General features: G+C 70.5%; 15 protein-coding genes and 1 pseudogene. 6 read left to right on the forward strand and 10 right to left on the reverse strand.

Features of this window, described 5'->3' with window-relative positions; all coding sequences use genetic code 11:
- Positions 1-145 precede the first annotated feature (145 nt).
- From VFZ20_RS05645 to metK, 4 genes and pseudogenes are all read right to left on the reverse strand, one after another.
- On the reverse strand, positions 146-1186 hold the full coding sequence (locus VFZ20_RS05645; protein WP_329682862.1) for an alpha/beta fold hydrolase: 1041 nt from the start codon (positions 1184-1186) through the stop codon (positions 146-148).
- Positions 1183-1956, reverse strand: coding sequence for a hypothetical protein (locus tag VFZ20_RS05650; protein WP_329682863.1), 774 nt, complete (start codon positions 1954-1956; stop codon positions 1183-1185). Before VFZ20_RS05650 ends, VFZ20_RS05645 begins: the two co-directional genes overlap by 4 nt.
- Positions 1953-3269, reverse strand: coding sequence for an O-acetylhomoserine aminocarboxypropyltransferase/cysteine synthase family protein (locus tag VFZ20_RS05655; RefSeq protein ID WP_329682864.1), 1317 nt, complete (start codon positions 3267-3269; stop codon positions 1953-1955). The genes VFZ20_RS05650 and VFZ20_RS05655 overlap by 4 nt, the downstream gene beginning before the upstream one ends.
- A gap of 324 nt (positions 3270-3593) precedes the next feature.
- Positions 3594-4745: pseudogene (gene metK, locus VFZ20_RS05660) on the reverse strand (methionine adenosyltransferase).
- Positions 4746-5177: 432 nt separating this feature from the next.
- On the opposite strand from metK, the gene VFZ20_RS05665 reads away from it, so the two are divergent.
- The 3 genes from VFZ20_RS05665 to VFZ20_RS05675 are packed head-to-tail and all read left to right on the forward strand — an operon-like array spanning position 5178 to position 6738.
- A complete protein-coding gene (locus VFZ20_RS05665) occupies positions 5178-5756 on the forward strand; it encodes a restriction endonuclease (RefSeq protein WP_329682865.1) in 579 nt (192 codons plus the stop codon).
- On the forward strand, positions 5753-6310 hold the full coding sequence (locus VFZ20_RS05670; protein WP_329682866.1) for a hypothetical protein: 558 nt from the start codon (positions 5753-5755) through the stop codon (positions 6308-6310). The genes VFZ20_RS05665 and VFZ20_RS05670 overlap by 4 nt, the downstream gene beginning before the upstream one ends.
- Positions 6307-6738, forward strand: coding sequence for a PilZ domain-containing protein (locus VFZ20_RS05675; RefSeq protein ID WP_329682867.1), 432 nt, complete (start codon positions 6307-6309; stop codon positions 6736-6738). The genes VFZ20_RS05670 and VFZ20_RS05675 overlap by 4 nt, the downstream gene beginning before the upstream one ends.
- Before the next feature lie 60 nt (positions 6739-6798).
- Here VFZ20_RS05675 and VFZ20_RS05680 read toward each other — a convergent pair whose 3' ends face one another.
- The 3 genes from VFZ20_RS05680 to VFZ20_RS05690 all read right to left on the reverse strand — a co-directional run bounded on the left by VFZ20_RS05680 (position 6799) and on the right by VFZ20_RS05690 (position 9803).
- Positions 6799-8547: a PAS domain-containing sensor histidine kinase gene (locus tag VFZ20_RS05680; protein WP_329682868.1), complete on the reverse strand. Its 1749-nt coding sequence runs from the start codon at positions 8545-8547 to the stop codon at positions 6799-6801.
- Between the two features lie 567 nt (positions 8548-9114).
- Complete coding sequence (locus VFZ20_RS05685) at positions 9115-9372, reverse strand: hypothetical protein (RefSeq protein ID WP_329682869.1); 258 nt, start codon at positions 9370-9372, stop codon at positions 9115-9117.
- A 158-nt stretch (positions 9373-9530) separates the two neighbouring features.
- Entirely contained in the window at positions 9531-9803 is a 273-nt protein-coding gene (locus tag VFZ20_RS05690) for a hypothetical protein (protein WP_329682870.1), read from the reverse strand.
- A gap of 172 nt (positions 9804-9975) precedes the next feature.
- Here VFZ20_RS05690 and ytpR point away from each other — a divergent pair, with 172 nt between their 5' ends.
- Positions 9976-10578 carry a YtpR family tRNA-binding protein gene (gene ytpR, locus VFZ20_RS05695; RefSeq protein ID WP_329682871.1) on the forward strand — a complete coding sequence of 201 codons (603 nt, stop codon included), beginning with the start codon at positions 9976-9978 and terminating at the stop codon, positions 10576-10578.
- A gap of 405 nt (positions 10579-10983) precedes the next feature.
- On the opposite strand, the gene VFZ20_RS05700 is transcribed toward ytpR, so the two are convergent.
- Together VFZ20_RS05700 and VFZ20_RS05705 are read right to left on the reverse strand one after the other, a co-directional pair.
- Positions 10984-12732 (reverse strand): lamin tail domain-containing protein, encoded by a 1749-nt coding sequence (locus VFZ20_RS05700; RefSeq protein WP_329682872.1) that lies wholly within the window; start codon positions 12730-12732, stop codon positions 10984-10986.
- A gap of 561 nt (positions 12733-13293) precedes the next feature.
- Positions 13294-13902 carry a class I SAM-dependent methyltransferase gene (locus VFZ20_RS05705; RefSeq protein WP_329682873.1) on the reverse strand — a complete coding sequence of 203 codons (609 nt, stop codon included), beginning with the start codon at positions 13900-13902 and terminating at the stop codon, positions 13294-13296.
- Positions 13903-14229: 327 nt separating this feature from the next.
- On the opposite strand from VFZ20_RS05705, the gene VFZ20_RS05710 reads away from it, so the two are divergent.
- Positions 14230-14574, forward strand: a complete 345-nt coding sequence (locus tag VFZ20_RS05710; protein ID WP_349264069.1) for an MmcQ/YjbR family DNA-binding protein — start codon at positions 14230-14232, stop codon at positions 14572-14574.
- A 170-nt stretch (positions 14575-14744) separates the two neighbouring features.
- Complete coding sequence (locus tag VFZ20_RS05715) at positions 14745-15203, forward strand: hypothetical protein (protein ID WP_329682875.1); 459 nt, start codon at positions 14745-14747, stop codon at positions 15201-15203.
- A 634-nt stretch (positions 15204-15837) separates the two neighbouring features.
- Here the strand turns inward: VFZ20_RS05715 and VFZ20_RS05720 are convergent.
- Positions 15838-16878 (reverse strand): NAD-binding protein (locus VFZ20_RS05720; protein WP_329682876.1); only part of this gene is annotated, 1041 nt, incomplete at its 5' end.

The raw sequence follows: 16878 nt of genomic DNA on the forward strand, positions 1-16878 counted from the left end.
CCCCTGCCCCCGCTCCGCGGGGGAGGGGGAGAACTGCATGGGCGCTGGCCGGCGGCGTGGCACTCGCCCGTGACGGACAATCCGCGCAGGCGGATTTCGCGATCTTCCAGCGGCGAATTCATTCGCTCACGCTGATCGCTCGACCTCACACCGCCGCCAGCTCGCCCGCGCGCAGCGCCTCCTCCAGGATGGCGGCGACCTGCTCCGACTCCAGCAGGAACGCGTCATGGCCCGTGATCGAGCGGATCTCGCGGTACTCGGCGCCGGCGGCGTCCGTCCAGGCGCGCACCTCGTCCGCGCTGTACAGCAGGTCGCCGGGGATGCCCACGCCGATCAGCTGTCCGCGGATGGCGCCCAGCGCCGCCGCCACGCCGCCGCGCCCGGCGCCCACGTCGTGCGAGTCCATCGCGCCCAGCAGCGCCAGGTAGCTGCGCACCGTGAACCGGCCGCGCAGCTTGCGTCCGTGGTGGTCCAGGTATCCGCCGACGCTCCATCCGCCGTCCGCATTCCGCTCGCGGCCGAATCGCCGCGCCTGCTCGTCGGCCGTGCGGTACGTCATCATCCCGATCATCCGCGCCACTTCCAGCCCGTCCGCGCCGCCCAGCTGGATGGCGCGCCGCGCGATGTGGTTCCACGCGATGGCGTACGCCGAGTGCGCGGCCGGCGCGGCGAAGATGGCGACGGATCGCGCCACGTCCGGGTTCTGCGCGGCCCACTCCATGGCCACCATCCCGCCCAGTGATCCGCCCGTCGCCAGCGCCACGGACGTGATCCCCAGCTCGTCCAGCAGCCCCTGGATTAGCCGCGCCTGGTCCCGCGTGGTGATGCGCGGAATCGGCGGATCATCCGACGGCAGTTGCCCGCTATTCCCTATTCCCTGTTCCCTATTCCCTGCAGTTCCTGCCGTCCCCTCCCACGTCGTCCCGTAGCACCCGCCCAGCAGGTTCGCGCACAGCACGGCGTAGCGATCCGTGTCGATCGTCCGCCCCGGCCCGATGGCGTCCGTCCACCAGTCGCCCGCCGCGTCGGCGCTGCCCGTGAGCGCGTGAAAGACGAGCACCACGTTGTCCCGCGCCTCGTTCAGCGCGCCGTCCAGGTGGTACGCCTGGACGACGTTCGTCAGCACCTCGCCGCTCTCCAGCGCGAAGTCGCCCACGCGCTGCAGCCGGAGCGCCCGCGCGCTCACGCGGCCTCCTCCAGCACCGCCGCCTCGCGCACGACGGTGCCGCCGCGCCCCGACAGCGGCGCGCGATGCGAGTAGACGCGCAACGGCACGCGATGGACGAGCGCCAGCCGCGCCGCCTCGGGGTGGACGACCGTCGCGCCGCCCTCCGCCAGGACGAGGAGCGCGAGCGGGTCGATCTCGCCGATGCGCCGCGCGTCCGCGTGGCGGTTGGGATCGCGGTCGTACACGGCCTCCACGTCCGTCACGATGTGGCAGTCCGCGCCCAGCGCCGCCGCGATGGCCACCGCGCTCGTGTCCGATCCGCCGCGTCCCAGCGTGAGCGTCTCCCCGTCGTCGCGCGCGCCTTGAAAGCCGCTGACCACGGGGACGATGCCCGCCGCCAGCAGAGTTTGGAGCGGCGCGGGATCCACGTCCTCGATGCGCCCGCCGCAGAACCCGCCCTTCGCCCACACGCCGGCTTCCCCGCCCCGCAGGCTGCGCGCGGGCACGCCGAGTCCGGCCAGCGACGAGGCAAGCAGCGCGGCGGACAGGTCCTCGCCCGTGGCCAGCGCGCGGTCCGCCTCGCGCGGGTCCGGCCGCACGCCGGCGGAGACGGCGCCCAGCAGGCGGACGATGCGGTCCGTCGCGTGGCCCATGGCGCTCACGACCACGGCCACGCGACGCCCCCGCCGCACGTGCGCCGCCACCCGCCGGGCCGCCCGCCGCACCCGCGCGGGCGACCCCAGCGACGTGCCGCCGAACTTGAGGACGAGGACCGGATCGGCGCTCACAGGCCCACCGCGGCGCGCAGGGCCGCGTCCAGGTCGTTGGTCAGGTCCTGCACGTCCTCGATGCCGACGGAGAGGCGGATGAGGTCCGGCGTCACGCCCGCCGCGGCGCGTTCTTCCGGCTCCAGTTGCTCGTGCGTGGTGCTCCACGGGTGGATGATCAGGCTCTTGGCATCGCCCACGTTGGCCACGAGCGAGAACAGCTTCGATTCCGCGATCACCTTCTTCGCCGCATCTTCCCCGCCGAGGACGCCGAACGTCAGCACGCCGCCGAACCCGCCCTCCAGGTACCGCTTCGCCGTGGCGTGCGTGGGATGCGACTCCAGGCCGGGATAGCTCACCCAGGTGACGGCGGGATGGCCTTCCAGGAAGCGCGCGACGGCCAGCGCGTTCTCGGCGTGGCGCTGGATGCGCAGGTGCAGCGTCTCCAGCCCCTGCAGAAAGAGGAAGGAGTTGAACGGGGAGAGCGCCGCGCCCACGTCGCGAAGGAGCAGGACGCGCAGGCGGATGGCGAACGCGATGTTGCCGAACGTGGGCGCGAAGCTCAGGCCGTGGTACGCCGGCTCCGGGTCCACGTAGAAGTCCTTGAAGCGCGGCTCGTTGGCCCAGTCGAACGTGCCGCCGTCCACCACCACGCCGCCGATGCTCGTCCCGTGTCCGCCGATCCACTTGGTCGCCGAATGGAGGACGACGTCGGCGCCGTGCTCGATGGGGCGGAACTGGAAGGGCGTGGCGAAGGTGTTGTCCACGACGACGGGGACGCCCGCCGCGTGCGCCACATCGGCGATGGCGCGAAAGTCCGGCACGTCCAGCCGCGGGTTGCCGATGGTCTCCACGTAGACCGCCCTGGTCGTCTCGTCGATGGCGTCCGCGAAGGACTGCGGATCGTTGCCGTCCACGAAGCGCGTGGTGATGCCCAGCCGGCCCAGCGTGTACTTGAGCAGCGTGAACGTGCCGCCGTAGAGCGAGGAGGACGCGACGATGCTGTCGCCCGCCTGCGCCAGGTTCAGCAGGGCCAGCGTCTGCGCGGCCTGCCCGCTGGCCACGGCCACCGCCGCCGTGCCGCCCTCCAGCTCGGCGATGCGCTTTTCGAACACGTCCGTCGTGGGGTTCATGATCCGCGTGTAGATGTTGCCGAACTCGCGGAGTCCGAACAGGCTGGCGGCGTGGTCCGGCCCGTTGAATACGTACGACGTCGTGGCGTAGATGGGCACGGCCCGGGCGTTGGTGGCCGGGTCGGCGATCTCCTGCGCGCTGTGCACGGCGCGGGTGCCCAGTCCCAGCTTGGCGGGCGCGTCCTGGTCGATGATGCTCATCTGCTTCTGCTCCGTTCTCGAATGGTGTGGTGCGGACGAAAAAAAGCCCGGCCCTCTCCGTGGGGAGAGGGCCGGGCGGGTTCGATCAGCCGAGGTGCGTCCGGCTTATCTCGCGCTGTCGTGCGACCTGCATGCACGCGCGCGCCCGTCCGTCTCTCCCGGGGGGAGGACGCACAGACACATGCAGCACATGCACATCGTCGCGGCGCGAAGGGCCATCGTCAGTCGCTCGGTCGGTTCGATTCCACGTTGGGGCGCGGCGGATCAGCCGCGCCCGTCTTTCCTACAGTGGCTTCGCGGGGCGAAGCCTGTCAAGCACGCCGTTCAGCGCGCCTGCTCCCAGGGCAGCTCGGCCTTGCCGAAGTGGCCGTAGTTGGTGGTCTCGCGGTAGAACGGACGCAGCAGGTCCAGCCGCTCGATGATGGCGCGCGGGCGGAAGTCGAAGCCGTTCTTGACGAACTCGGCCGCCGCGCGGGCGTCGCCCGTGCCGAACGTGTCCACCTTCACGGAGACCGGCTGCGCCATGCCGATGGCGTACGCCACCTGCACCTCGGCGCGCTTGGCCAGCCCCGCGCGGACGATCTCACGCGCCACGAAGCGGCAGAAGTACGCGCCGATGCGGTCCACCTTGGACGGGTCCTAGCCGCTGAACGCGCCGCCGCCGTGACGGCCCATGCCGCCGTACGTGTCCACGATGATCTTGCGCCCCGTCACACCCGCGTCGGCCGACGGGCCGCCCTGCACGAAGCTGCCGGTGGGGTTCACGAGGATCTTGAGCTCGTCGCTGTACCAGCCGCCCAGCCCCTCGGGGATGACCGTCGTGGCCACGAAGTGGCGGATGGCGTCGCGCTCCACGTCCGCCGTGTGCTGCGTGCTCACCAGCACGTCGGTCACGGCCACGGGCGTGTTGCCGTCGTACACCACCGACACCTGCGTCTTGCTGTCCGGGCGCAGCCAGCTGACCGTGCCGGCCTTGCGGTGCTGGGCCAGCACGCGGGCCAGGCGGTGGGCCAGCAGGATGGGCAGCGGCATGTACTCCGGCGTCTCGTCCGTGGCGTAGCCGAACATGATGCCCTGGTCGCCCGCGCCCTGGTCGCCCGACAGGCTCGTCTCCACGTCCACGCCCTGGGCGATCTCGCCGGCCTGCGCGCTCAGGAACGAGGTGATGGCGACGTCGTCGGCCCGGAAGGGCTGGTCGGCGTCCGTGTAGCCGATCTCGCGGATGGCCTCGCGGACGACGGCGTCCAGGTCCACCTGCGCGTTGCTGGTGATCTCGCCGGCGAGCACCACGTTGCTCTCCTTGACCAGCACCTCGCACGCCACGCGGCTGGCCGGATCCTGCGCCAGGTGCGCGTCCAGGATGCTGTCGGCGATGGCGTCGCACACCTTGTCGGGGTGCCCCTCGGACACCGACTCGCTGGTGAAGGTGTAGGTGACGGCCGCCGGGGCTTCGGTCTCGGGGAGAACGGTGCTCATGCTCGGGTCTCGCGGTTGGAACGGTGATGGGACCGACAAAAATGGGCCGGCCGTCGGTCAGGACGGCAGGCCCGTCGACGCTTTAGGCGATCTCCCGTTGCTGGTGCGAGCCCGCCAAGCTGTCGGTCAAAGCGCTCGCGCCGCCCGGGGACTTCCCGGGCCGGGATCCAGTCGATTCTCAAAAACGAACGGGGCCCCGCAGCGTACCATCCGCTGCGGGGCCCCCGCGAGCGGTTTAGCACATTTATAACGCGGAGCAATCGCTGCAACTCGCCGCGGCACCCGTGAGGTGCGACGAGGAGGATAACGCACCCGGTCCGTCCGCGCAAGTGCCAGCCCCTTTGGCGCCGCCCGGGAGACACCTTTCCGACGAATTTCCGCTCCCCAATGGACCTGGATTCTTTGTTCAGTTACCGTTGCGTTCCGAACAGGATGAACACCCACGTTCGCCTTGGAGCCGGGGGGACGATGTCCGTGGAGTACGTGCGCCGCGCACGGCAGCTGGGCTGGCCCGGCCTGCGGCGGCTGTGGCGTGAGATCGAGCAGGGCACCGCCGCCGGCTGGCCGCCCGGCCGCGCCCTGGAGCACCTGGTGCTGCGCGCCTTCGAGCTCAGCGGGGCCGAGGTCGTCTGGCCCTACGTGGTCCGTGTCGGAAACGAGGTGGTGGAGCAGATCGACGGCGCGGTGCACGTGCACGGCCTGTCGTGCATCGTGGAGTGCAAGGACACGGCGGCGCCGCTCAGCATCGGCGCTATCGCCAAGCTGCGGAACCAGCTGCTCAGCCGGCCGGGCGGCGCAATCGGGCTGCTGTTCAGTCGCGGCGGATTCACGCTGCAGGCGACCGTGCTGGGCAGGTTCGTTGCGCCGCAGGCCATCCTGCTCTGGGATGGTAACGACATTGCGTACCATCTCGAGCACGAGGATCTTTCAAGAGGCCTGGTGATGCGCCACCGACACAGTGTGGAACACGGGATGATGAAGTACGACATCTCACGGGAGGCGAGACGATGATGCCCTGGGTCATGGCCGAGACTCCGTTCAACGCCGACCTGCTGAAGCAGCTGCTGGCCACCCTGGACCTGCCCGAGCACGGGGTCCTGCAGGGCGGCCGTAAGACGGGTGCCGCGCTGCGGGGAAACACGGTGCTGCACGAGTGGAACGAGCCGGTGATCGTGGTTCTGGATTCCGACTCCGTGGAGCCGGAGAACATCTGGGAGCAGGAATCCACCTACCGCTACCTCGTGCCGGCCGGTGACTTTCCGGGATGCCCGGCCGACGTGCTGATGGCCGTTCCACAGGTGGAGGCGGTGCTGTTCAGCGATCACGACGCACTGGCGTGCATCCTGGGCCGGGAGCTCACGGAGCGGGAGAAGATCGAAGGCGAGTTCCGCCCGCGCGCCGTGCTGGACCGGCTGCTGGCGGACGTGGGGATGGACCGCGACGCGTTCCTGCGGAAGATCCCCCCCCAGGCCGCGACTCGTTTCGCCGCGCATTCCATCGTCCAGTCGATCGCCGCGTTCGTGGAGCGCGCGAACGATGCCCTGGCCCTGGCGGACGCGGCATGACCGACACCGCCACGAATCCCCGCCGCTTCATCCGGCACACGGCGGACGTGCCCATCGAGGTGCGGGCCGTGCCGGGGGCCCAGGCCGTCGTGCAGCACGGCACCAACGTGAGCGAGGGCGGGCTGGCGTTCGTCTCCGACGCGTGCCTGGACGCGGAAGGCACCATCGAGGTGCGCATCCCCGAGGTGGACCCGCCGTTCGAGGCGCACGCGCGCGTGGTGTGGTGCCGGCCCGAGGGCGACCGCTACCTCGTGGGGGTGCAGTTCCTGGACGCGGCCGACACGTTCCGGGCGCGGATGGTGGAGCAGGTGTGCACCATCGAGAAGTACCGCAAGGACGTCCACGAGCAGGAAGGCCGCGAGCTCGACGCGCAGCAGGCGGCCGCGGAGTGGATCCAGAAGTACGCCGGACGCTTTCCCACGGCCTGACCCGGCCCCCGCACCCGGCAACGGACGCGCGCGGGCCGGCGCGCCGACCTGCGCCGCTCGTTACGGGCCGTCGCCTCCCGCGGTGCGGTAGGCTTCCAGGGAGATGTTCGCGGCACGTCCCAGCAGCCGCTGGATGATGGGGAGCGCCTCGCGCAGGGCGTCTTCCGTGGCGACCTCGTGGGCGGCCAGCAGCACCGTCTCCACCTCCTCGCGGATGATCTCGTAGTCGCGCCGCAGCCCCTCCTCGCTCCACCCCAGGCGGCGGCGCTGGCGGCCGTGGCGCTCGGCCAGCAGGCGCTGCACGTCGCTGCCGTCGTGCGCCGTCTCGGGGGCGTCGGGGCCGTCTTCCTCCACCAGCACCAGCGTCTGCGCCAGGTCGGTGAGCAGCGTGCCCATGTGGTCCTCCAGCTCCGAGCGCGTGCGCGTCCGGGCGGCGGGGGTCACGGGGTCCACGCGCAGGCGCTCCGTGTACGCCCGCACGATGGGGGGCGCGTTCACGCTCAGGTGGTGGCCCACGCGCGTGAGCGAGGCGCCCGGCACGCGCCCGGTCTCGTCCGCGCGCACGTCGGGCGCGGGCGCGTCGGCGTGCAGCCAGAGGGAAAAGGCGGAGCCCTGCCCCTCGCGGCTGCGCACGGTCAGGTCGCCGCCCATCAGCCGGGCCAGGCGCCGGCTGATGGCCAGCCCCAGGCCGCTGCCCTGGTGCACGCGCGTGAGCGCGCTGTCCACCTGCACGAACGGCTCGAACACCGTCCCCATCTGCTCCGCGGCAATGCCGATCCCCGAATCCTCCACGCGGATGAACGTCCACGCGTCCTCGCCGCGCTCGGGCAGCACGGCGTCGGGAGCGGGGCGCGCGCGGCCGCAGGTCACGCGGATGCGCCCGCCGGCGGGGGTGAACTTGATGGCGTTGCCCAGCAGGTTCACCAGCACCTGCCGCACGCGCCGCTCGTCCGCCCAGTACGTGACGTCCGCGCCGCACGCCACCTCCACCTCCAGCCCCGCGGCGGCGGCCTGCGGACGGATCAGGCCCAGCGCGGCCTCCACCGCGTCGGCGGCGGGGTGCTGCTCGGCGTGCACGTCCATCCGCCCCGCCTCGACCCGCGCGAAGTCCAGCACGTCCTCGATCAGGGTCAGCAGGTGGCTGCCGCTGGCGCGGATGCGCTCCACGTATCCCCGCTGCGCCTCGTTGAGCGTGCCGCTGATGCCCAGGTGCAGCAGGTCGGCGTAGCCCAGCACGGCGTTGATGGGCGTGCGGATCTCGTGGCTCATGGTGGCCAGGAACCGCGACTTTTCGGCGTTGGCGCTCTCGGCCGCGCGCAGGGCCTCCTGCAGCCGCGCTTCCACGCGCCGCTGCTCCGTCATGTCCTGCGTGACCTTGGAAAATCCGATCAGCCGGCCGTCGCGGCGCAGCGCCGTGAGCGTGACGCGGGCGGGGAACAGGCCGCGCCTTCCGGCCAGGCGCATGCCCTCGCCCACGTACTCGCCCGTTTCCTTGGCGATGCGGATGTGGTCCTCGGGCTTGCCGTCCTCGGCGCCGCCGGGGGGATACAGCATGCCCAGGTGCTTGCCCACCACCTCCTCGGGGGTGAACTCCTTCATCCGCGTGGCGCCCTCGCCCCAGTGGCTGATGATGCCGTTGGGGTCCATCAGGAAGATGGCGTAGTCGCGCACCCGCTCCACGAACAGGTGGTACTGCAGCTCCGTGGGATTGGGGATGTCCGCGTCGTTGCTGGCCGCCGTGCCCGGCAGCCGGGACGTGCTGCGGGCTTCCTCGGGGTGCCCATCCGTCGTGGAGCTCCGATCGTTCATCGGTCAGTCGGGGGGGTGTCTCGAGTGCGCGGAATGCGGACTCTGCAAGGGCGCGAATTCAAGTTGCACGCCAGCCCGGAACGGCAGGGAATAGGGAATAGGGAATAGGGAATAGGGAATAGCGGGCGATGGCGGGCGGGGCCCGTCGGGCGGGGTGCCCGGGGTGCGGGAATCGCGGGCTCGTGAGGGGGCGCAGTCACGCGGCTGCGGATACGGATACGGATCAGCGGATCGGCCCCGGCACCTCGTGGGAGGGCCGGGGCCGATGGGCGGACGGGGATCATCCGGTGAAGTGGTTCGCGCCGGGAGCCGCCCGCCCCTCCCCGATCGTTCCTCGCGGAGAGGGAAGAACTTCGTCCCGGGCTCCGGGGCTGGAGCGTGTGAGCGGGTACTCTCTCCCCCGCGAAGGGCCCCCTCCCCCCCCGCTTCGCGAGGGAGGGGGAGAACTGCGGTTGCTGGGGCGAAGCCGATCTGCAGTTCCATCAGTTGAAGCCTCACGCCGTTTGTGAGGCTTTCCGCGGTCGTTGCGGCGACTTCAGTCGCTCGGCAGGGACTCGCGGACGTGGATCAGTCCGCCGGCTTTTGCACTTCGGTCTTGTAGAAGTGCGCCATCCGTGTGGCCTCCTCGGCCAGGCTGCGGCTGAAGTGCTTGCCGGCGTCGGGGCCAAAGTTGCGGATCATCAGCATCACCGCGTTCTCGCCCAGCACCTGGGCCACCGCCGCGGGGTTGATCTTTTCTTCGCGGCACTGCTTGAGCGCGTCGTGCATGATCTTGCGCGCCGCGTGCAGGTGACGCTCGATCTGCTCTTTCTGGGCCTGCTCCACTACGGTCTCCAGGAAAACTCGGTACGGTTCTCGGGTCCAAATCGCGCGCACAGCTTACCGCGGGCGCTCCGCATCCGCAAACCGGCCCTGGAAGCCATGCGGAACGGCTCCCCGCCCTTTGCTGGACGGGGAGCCGTTTCATCACCGCGGAACGGAGCTTACCAGGGCTCCTCGCAGGCAGTGCCCTGGCACGTCACGCACGTGGCGGGACCATAGCAGCTCGCCACGCACGAGGCGCAGGTCGCCACGCAGCTGCCCAGGTCCGAGACCTGGCAGGTGGTGGCCTCGTTGTACATGCTGGGGCACTCCATGGAGCACGGCCGGTCGTACGAGTTGTGCCCGTGCACGGTACCGCGCGACGTCTCCGGGCGCGGCGTGGTCTCGAACGCCTGCACGTTCAGTGCTTCCAGGTCCAGCGTCAGCTTGCGCATCACGATCTCCAAAGGGGGGGAGTGGGACGGGAACCCTGCGTTGCGGATGAAAATCTATCGTCGGGAATGGGGGCTGTCGATCAGCACCGGATGCATCATCACTCGCCGGGCGTGGGTGGAGCGGATAGGTTGGGGCGCACGCAATCACCCGAACCGCCGAGGGAGCCGTCCCGTGAACGTCAGCCAGACCCTTCTCCGCCACCGCGTCCCGTCCCTTCCCGACGACCCGGAGCAGATCGCCGAGCGCCTGCGCGCCGCGGGTTTCGACGTGCAGCGCACCGTGCCGCTGGCGGAGCTGCTGCGGCCCGTGGTGGTGGCGCGCGTGGAGTCCGTCACGCAGCACCCCAACGCCGACCGGCTGAAGGTCTGCGTGGTGAACGACGGATCGGAGCAGACACTGCAGATCGTCACCGGCGCCAGCAACGTGACGGCGGGCGCGTACTACCCCGTCATCCGCAGCGGCGTCACGCTTCCCAACGGGGTCAAGATCAAGCGGGGCAAGCTGCGCGGCGAAGAGTCGCAGGGCATGCTGGGCTCGGCGGACGAGCTGGAGCTGGGCACGGACCACGCGGGGCTGATGACGCTGTCCGGCGAGCCCGCGCCCGGCACGCCGCTGCCGGACGTGATCCAGACGCCCGGTGTGGTGTTCGTCATCGACGGCACCCACGAGATCGACGACGTCGTCCGCAAACTGGGCGGCGAGGCGCCGACGAAGGCGGAGCCGGCCGATACGCAGGGCGGCGATTCCGCGCAGGGCGGCGGCGCCCCAGCCTGAGCGGCACCGCCCCAGCCTGAGCGGCTAAAGCCGCCGCTGGGACAGCGGTAAGCCCTGTCTCGCGCCGACGCGCTCTGCGAACAGGGCTTCAACCGCCAACGCACGCTGTCACCCGGCGGTGTGGTGGGCACAGGTGCACACCGGCCGACCTTCGCTGGGGCAGTCCGCGGAGGCGGACTTCGTGCCTTTCCAGCGGCGAATTCATTCGCTCGGCGCGGGGACGGCGATCACGGGCACGAATTGATCGACGCCCATCGACTCGGCGCACGGCGATCGGTGCACATCAGATCCGCGCCGTCGGACCGCCGGCATCCCGCCAAACACATCGGCCCCGCGCGTCAACGCGACGCGCGGGGCCGATGTGCATCATCCGATCAACGTACCCTCGTACCCGCAGCCCGCCGTTCAGAACGCGGTGCCGTTGGCGCGCGTGCCGGCGGAGGAGGTCAGCGAGCCCAGCGCCGTGTGCAGCACGAAGGTGCCGGTCGCGGTCGCGTCGGGGCTGCGGTTCATCGACACGCCGTCCGTGCCGCTGAGCGACGACGGATACGTGTAGCTGTTCACCGTCGTCGTCCCGTTCTTGAGGATCACGCTGTCGCCGCTGTTGCCCAGCGCCAGCGTCCCCGTGGACGCCGCCACGGCGTTCGTCATCCCCGACGGGATCGCCGCCGATCCGCCGTAGACCACGATGGCCTTGCCCGCCGCCAGCGTGGTGCCCGCCGCGAACGTGTGCTTCACCCCCGCGCCATCGCTCAGCGTCCACCCGGCGAGCGAGATGGAGGTGCCGCCCACGTTCACGATCTCCACGAACTCCGCCGCCGTGTTGCTCCCCGGCTCGTTGGCCATGATCTCGTTGATGATCACGTTGGCCGGCGTCGTGGACGTGGTGATGGTGAAGTTCGCGTTGCTCGCGTCCGTCACCGTCGCGGCCGACGCGTCCGTCACGCGCACCTTGGCCGTCGTGGTCGCGGAGCTGGGCACCGTCCAGGCGTAGCTGCCGGCGGACGCGGCCGTGCTGGAGATCACGCTCCACGTGGAGCCGTTCAGCGTGTACTCCAGCTTGACGTTCGTCACGCCCGACGACGTCCAGGTGATGGCCTGCGTGCTGCCGCCGGCCCACGACTCGCCACCGTTGGGCGAGGTGACCGTCACGCTCCCCGTGCCGCCGCCCGTGCCGCTGCCGAAGGTGTAGCGGCTGAGCACGGGATAGTGGTCGCTCGTGCTGGCGTCGTAGCTGGAGATGTACGAATCCACCCGGTACACCTCGGCGCTGCCGGCCACCAGCGTGGCGTTGAGCTCGTTGGTGTTGAGGTGGTGGTCGATCATGTCGCTGAAGCTCGTCGTGGACGTTACGCCGGCCAGCGACAGCGCGCGGGTGGGGAACGCGTAGTCCGCCGCGTCGCTCACGAAGTTCTGGTACGGCGACGCCTGGCCGGACGTGATGCTGGTGTCCACGTCGTCGTTCCAGTCGCCCACGACGATCACCTTCTGCGTGGGCCAGGTGGTGTCCAGGTACGTCTTGAGGGCCGTGGACGCGGCCTGCCGGCGCTGCCAGCCGGCCAGGTCGTCAAAGGCCTTCATGTGCAGCACGATGACGACGACGTCCTCCGTGGTGCCGTTGAGCGTCACGCGCAGGCGCACCTCCAGGGGCGGGCGGCCGGCGAAGTCCGTGTCGTTGGCCGTGAGGATGACCTTGGCGCCCAGCAGCGTGGCGATGCTGCTGCGGTACAGGATGCCCACCTTTTGCTCGCCGGCGCTGTAGTAGGTGGACCCGCTGGTGACGACGGACTCGCCGGCCAAAAAGCCCGTGTAGCCCGTGAGCTGCGACTCCAGGTTGTTCCACGCCGTCTGGTCCGTGATCTCGGCCACGCCCCAGATGTCGAAGTCCGTGCCCAGGATGACGTCGCGGGCGTTCTGCGACTGCAGCGTCTCGTTGGTGGGCCCGCCCCCCGTGGAGCCGAACCACTCGATGTTCCAGCTGGCCACGTCCAGCGTGGCGGCCGTGCCCTTGCCGGGGATGACGACCAGCGACGGGCCGTCCACGCCCGTCAGGGTGCGCTGCGCACCGGATGGCGCCTCGCACGCGCCCGTGCCGGCGAGGAGCAGGAGCGCGCCGAGGGCGTGCACGGCGCGGGAGAACCGACGACGGATCATCAGGACACCTGCTTAGCGGAATGGGGAGTATGATCGGACGCGCGGAGCGCGCGGCCGGGGCGGAGCAGCGGAAACGTCTCTGAATGGCGGATAATGTAAACCACGCGCCGTCCGTTGAACAGCGCGCCCGTGTCGCGGCCGGATAACGGGGAGGATGGGGAGGATGGGGAGGATGGGGAGGATGGGGAGATGCAGCGGCGCCGGCTCCGAGACGAGCGAATGAATTCGCCGCTGGAAAGGCACGAAGTCCGCCTGCGCGGACTGCCCCAGCGAAGGTCGGCCGGTGTGCACCGACGCCGCCCCCGGTCTGTTGAAGCCTCACGCAGTTTGTGAGGCTTTCCGCAGTCGTTGCGGCGGGTTTACCCGCTCCGGCTGGATCTCGGCCATCCCGGGTGGAAGGTGGATTCGATCCGCCTGTCTGAATCCGTTGCGTCACGCCGACCCGCCGCACCCGCAAAACAAAACCTCCCCCGCGCGGGCGGGGGAGGTCGCGAGTCGACGAGGGGCTGCTCCCCCGCGTCGGCTCAGGACGGCGGCACGCGTGAGATCACCCGGTGCGGATCACTTGCCGCGGCCGTTGCCGTTGCGGTGCGGGCGGCAGACAAAGACCTGCGCGGGCGGCACGTTCAACGCCTGGAATCCCACGTCCACACTGGCGAACGCGCGCTCCAGGTATGACCGCACCTTGGGCGAGAACTGGTACACGACGAACGCGCCGTCCTTGGACACCGCGTCGGCCGTGCTCTGCACGATGGAGACGCGCACGTCCTCGGGCATGGTGCTGAACGGGATTCCGCTGAACACGTAGTCCGCGCTGCCCAGGCCGCGGTCCGCCAGCACCGTGCCGATGTCGGCGGCGGAGCCGTTGACCACCTCGAAGCGCGGATCGTGGATGGTCTCGCGCAGGTAGCCCACGAAGTCCTGGTTCATCTCGATGGCGATGAGCCGGGCCTGCGGGTGCATCTTCTTGAGGATGTCCTTGGTGATGGTGCCCACGCCGGGGCCGAACTCCACCAGAACGCGGGCCCGGTTCCAGTCCACCGGGGCAAGCACCTGCTGAATCAGAAAGCGCGAGCTGGGAATGACGCTGCCCAGCATGCGCGGATGCTTGAGGAAGTTGCGCCCGAACAGGAGAACGGGGTTGTGGCGGGAACGGCTCTTGGAGGGCACTGGACTCTCCTTACTCTCTCGCGAAATCTCGAATGATACTCGGCCACGCGCGCATGGCCTTGGGACGGGGTTCGCGGGGCAGGCGCGGCGCCGCGAGCGGACAGCCTACACCTTTGCGCGGCGGATTGCCACCGTGCACGCCTCGCGGGCGGCAATTTGTTCGATGCGCGCCGGTCCCGGGGCGTTGGCGCGCAGCCGTTCCTCACGGGAAGCAATTTCTTCGCCCACTCGCGCGCAGCACCGCAAACCCGCGAAAAATGGTGCCGCGCGGCTCCGCCCCGTATCATCCGGCGCGGATTGATGCCTTTAACCAGCCCGGAGGTGCGGATGACGTTCGACGAGGTGCGGCGGATGGCGCTGGCGCTGCCCGGCGTGGAAGAGGGTACGTCGTACGGCACGCCGGCGTTCCAGGTGCGGCGCAAGACGTTCGTCCGCCTGCGCGAGGACGGCGACACGCTCGTGCTGCGCTGCAATTTTTACGAACGGGCGTACCTGGTGGAGGCGCGCCCGGAGGTGTTCCACGTCACGGACCACTACCGCGACTACGAGTACGTGCTGGCACGCCTGTCCGCCGCCACGCCGGACGACCTGCGCGAGCGGCTGGAGGATTCGTATCGCGCCGTCGCCCCCAAGAAGCTGCTCGCCGAGCTGGACGCGCGCCCCGCGGACTGACCGTCGCGAGGTCGGATCCACGGCAGGATCTCGGTCCCCGCGCCCTACCGGGGTACGCTGCTGCCCCTGCTCCCTCCGCGTGAGAAAGCAGCTGCCGTTGGTCGCGGCGCCGCAACGGGCGTATATTGCGCGTTCTGCCCAGACCGACCTCAATCCGCGCGTCCAGACACGTGAAGCTGCCCCGACACGCCGCCATCCTGGAGCTCATCCGCAACCGCCGCGTCCCCTCGCAGGAGGCCCTGCGCGAGCTGCTGGCCGAACGGGGGATCGAGGTGGCGCAGGCCACGCTCTCGCGCGACATCCGCACGCTGGGGCTGGTCAAGGCGCCGGACGGCCAGGGCGGCAGCGCGTACGCCATCCCTTCCGGCGGCGCGGACACGTCGCCCACGCTGGGGCGGCTGCTGCCGGCGCTGTACGTGGGCGCGGACGGCGTGGGCAACCTGCTGGTGCTCAAGACGCTCGTGGGCGGCGCGCAGCCCATCGCCGTGGCCATCGACGCGGAGGGATGGCCCGAGATCGTGGGCACGCTGGGCGGCGACGACACGATCCTGATCATCCTGCGCGGCGAGGAGCACCGGGAGAAGATCGTGGCGCGGATCGAGGCCATCGCGGACCGGCGGGGGGAGTAGAACGGCCGGAACGGCGGGGGACAGGGGACAGCCTGCAACGGCGGATCACGCCGGTCCGGGATCGGAGCCGGAGGCGGGCTCCCGGCCTGAGCGGGTGAACCCGCCGCTGGGACCACCATAAGCCCTGTCTCGCGCTGACGCGCTCTGCGAACAGGGCTTCAACCGCATCAAAGGCCGCCCCGGTGCACCGGGGCGGCCTTTTGCTGGGGCAGTCCGCGCAGGCGGACTTCGTGCCGTTCCAGCGGCGAATTCATTCGCTCCGGCGCGGACTCCGTACCTCCGCTACGGAATCTGCCGATCCATCCCGATCCGATCCGATCCGATCCGATCCGATCCATCCCGATCCATCCCGATCCATCCCGATCCATCCCGATCCATCCCGATCCATCCCGATCCATCCCGATCCGCGCCGATCCGCTCCGATCCGCTCCGATCCGCTCCGATCCGCCTCGACCCGCCTCGACCCGCCTCGACCCGATCCGATCCGATCCGATCCGATCCGATCCGATCCGCCTCGATCCGCCTCGATCCGCCTCGATCCGCCTCGACCCGCCTCGATCCGCCCAATCCGTCTCGACCCGCCTCGACCCGATCCGCCTCGATCCGCCCAATCCGCCCGATCCAGCCGCTCGCGCTACAGGGCCCGTGTGCCGAGCGCCTCCGTCCCCACGTCCGCGGAGGTGGCGGCCACGGCGGCGGGCTCGGAGTCTGCCGACCCACCGCTGGGCGCCGGCAGGTCGATGAGTCGCGAATAGCTGTTCTCGCGCAGGTCGGCCAGGGCGGCGTCCACCTCGTCGCGGGACTCGCCCAGCGCCAGCAGCATCCGCCCGCCCAGCTGCAGGCTGCCTTCCACCAGCTCCGGGATTACACCCGTGGCGCCCGCGACGGCCAGCGGGCCGCACTGCCCCGTGTCGCGCGCACGCACCATGATGGGGATGTCGGAATCTTCCGCGCGGATGGCCCGCACGGCCCGAGTGGCGGACGACGGGTCATCCAGCGTCACCACCACGCCCGCGGCGCGGGACAGGCCGGCCGCCCGCAGCACCTCCGCCCGCGTGCCGTCGCCGTAGAACACGGGCAGCCCCCGCTCGCGGTCGCTCGCCACCGTGTCGGGATCCAGGTCCAGCCCCACGTACTCCGTCCCGTGCGCCTCCAGCACGCGCACGACCGTGCGCCCGGCGCGGCCCAGCCCCAGGATGAGGACGTGCTTGCGAAGGTCGCGCGCCTCGCGGTCCAGGTCGCCCATGTCGCCGGCGCCCGCCCGCCGCAGCCGCTCCGATGCCGTGCGCCCCAGCCGCAGCAGCAGCGGCGTGACGGCGATGGACATGGCCACCACCAGCAGCGCGAGGCCGCCCACGCCCTCCGACAGCGCGCCGCCCGTCATGGCCAGGGTAAAGAGGACGAACGCGAACTCGCCGCCCTGCGCCAGGCTGAACCCCACGTAGACGGACGTCCCCGTGGGCTGGCCAAAGAGCCGCGCCAGCCCCGTGATGACGGCCGTCTTCACCAGCACCACGGCCAGCAGCCCGGCCACGACAATGCCCGCGTTGTCCAGCAGCAGGCGCACGTCGATCTCCATGCCGATGGTCATGAAGAACAGCGCCAGCAGCAGCCCGCGGAAGGGCTCGATGTCGCCCTCCACCTGGTGGCGGTACTCCGTCTCGCTGATGAGCAG

Origin of the sequence: Longimicrobium sp. (genome assembly GCF_036280135.1) — a bacterium.
Taxonomy (GTDB): Bacteria; Gemmatimonadota; Gemmatimonadetes; order Longimicrobiales; family Longimicrobiaceae; genus Longimicrobium.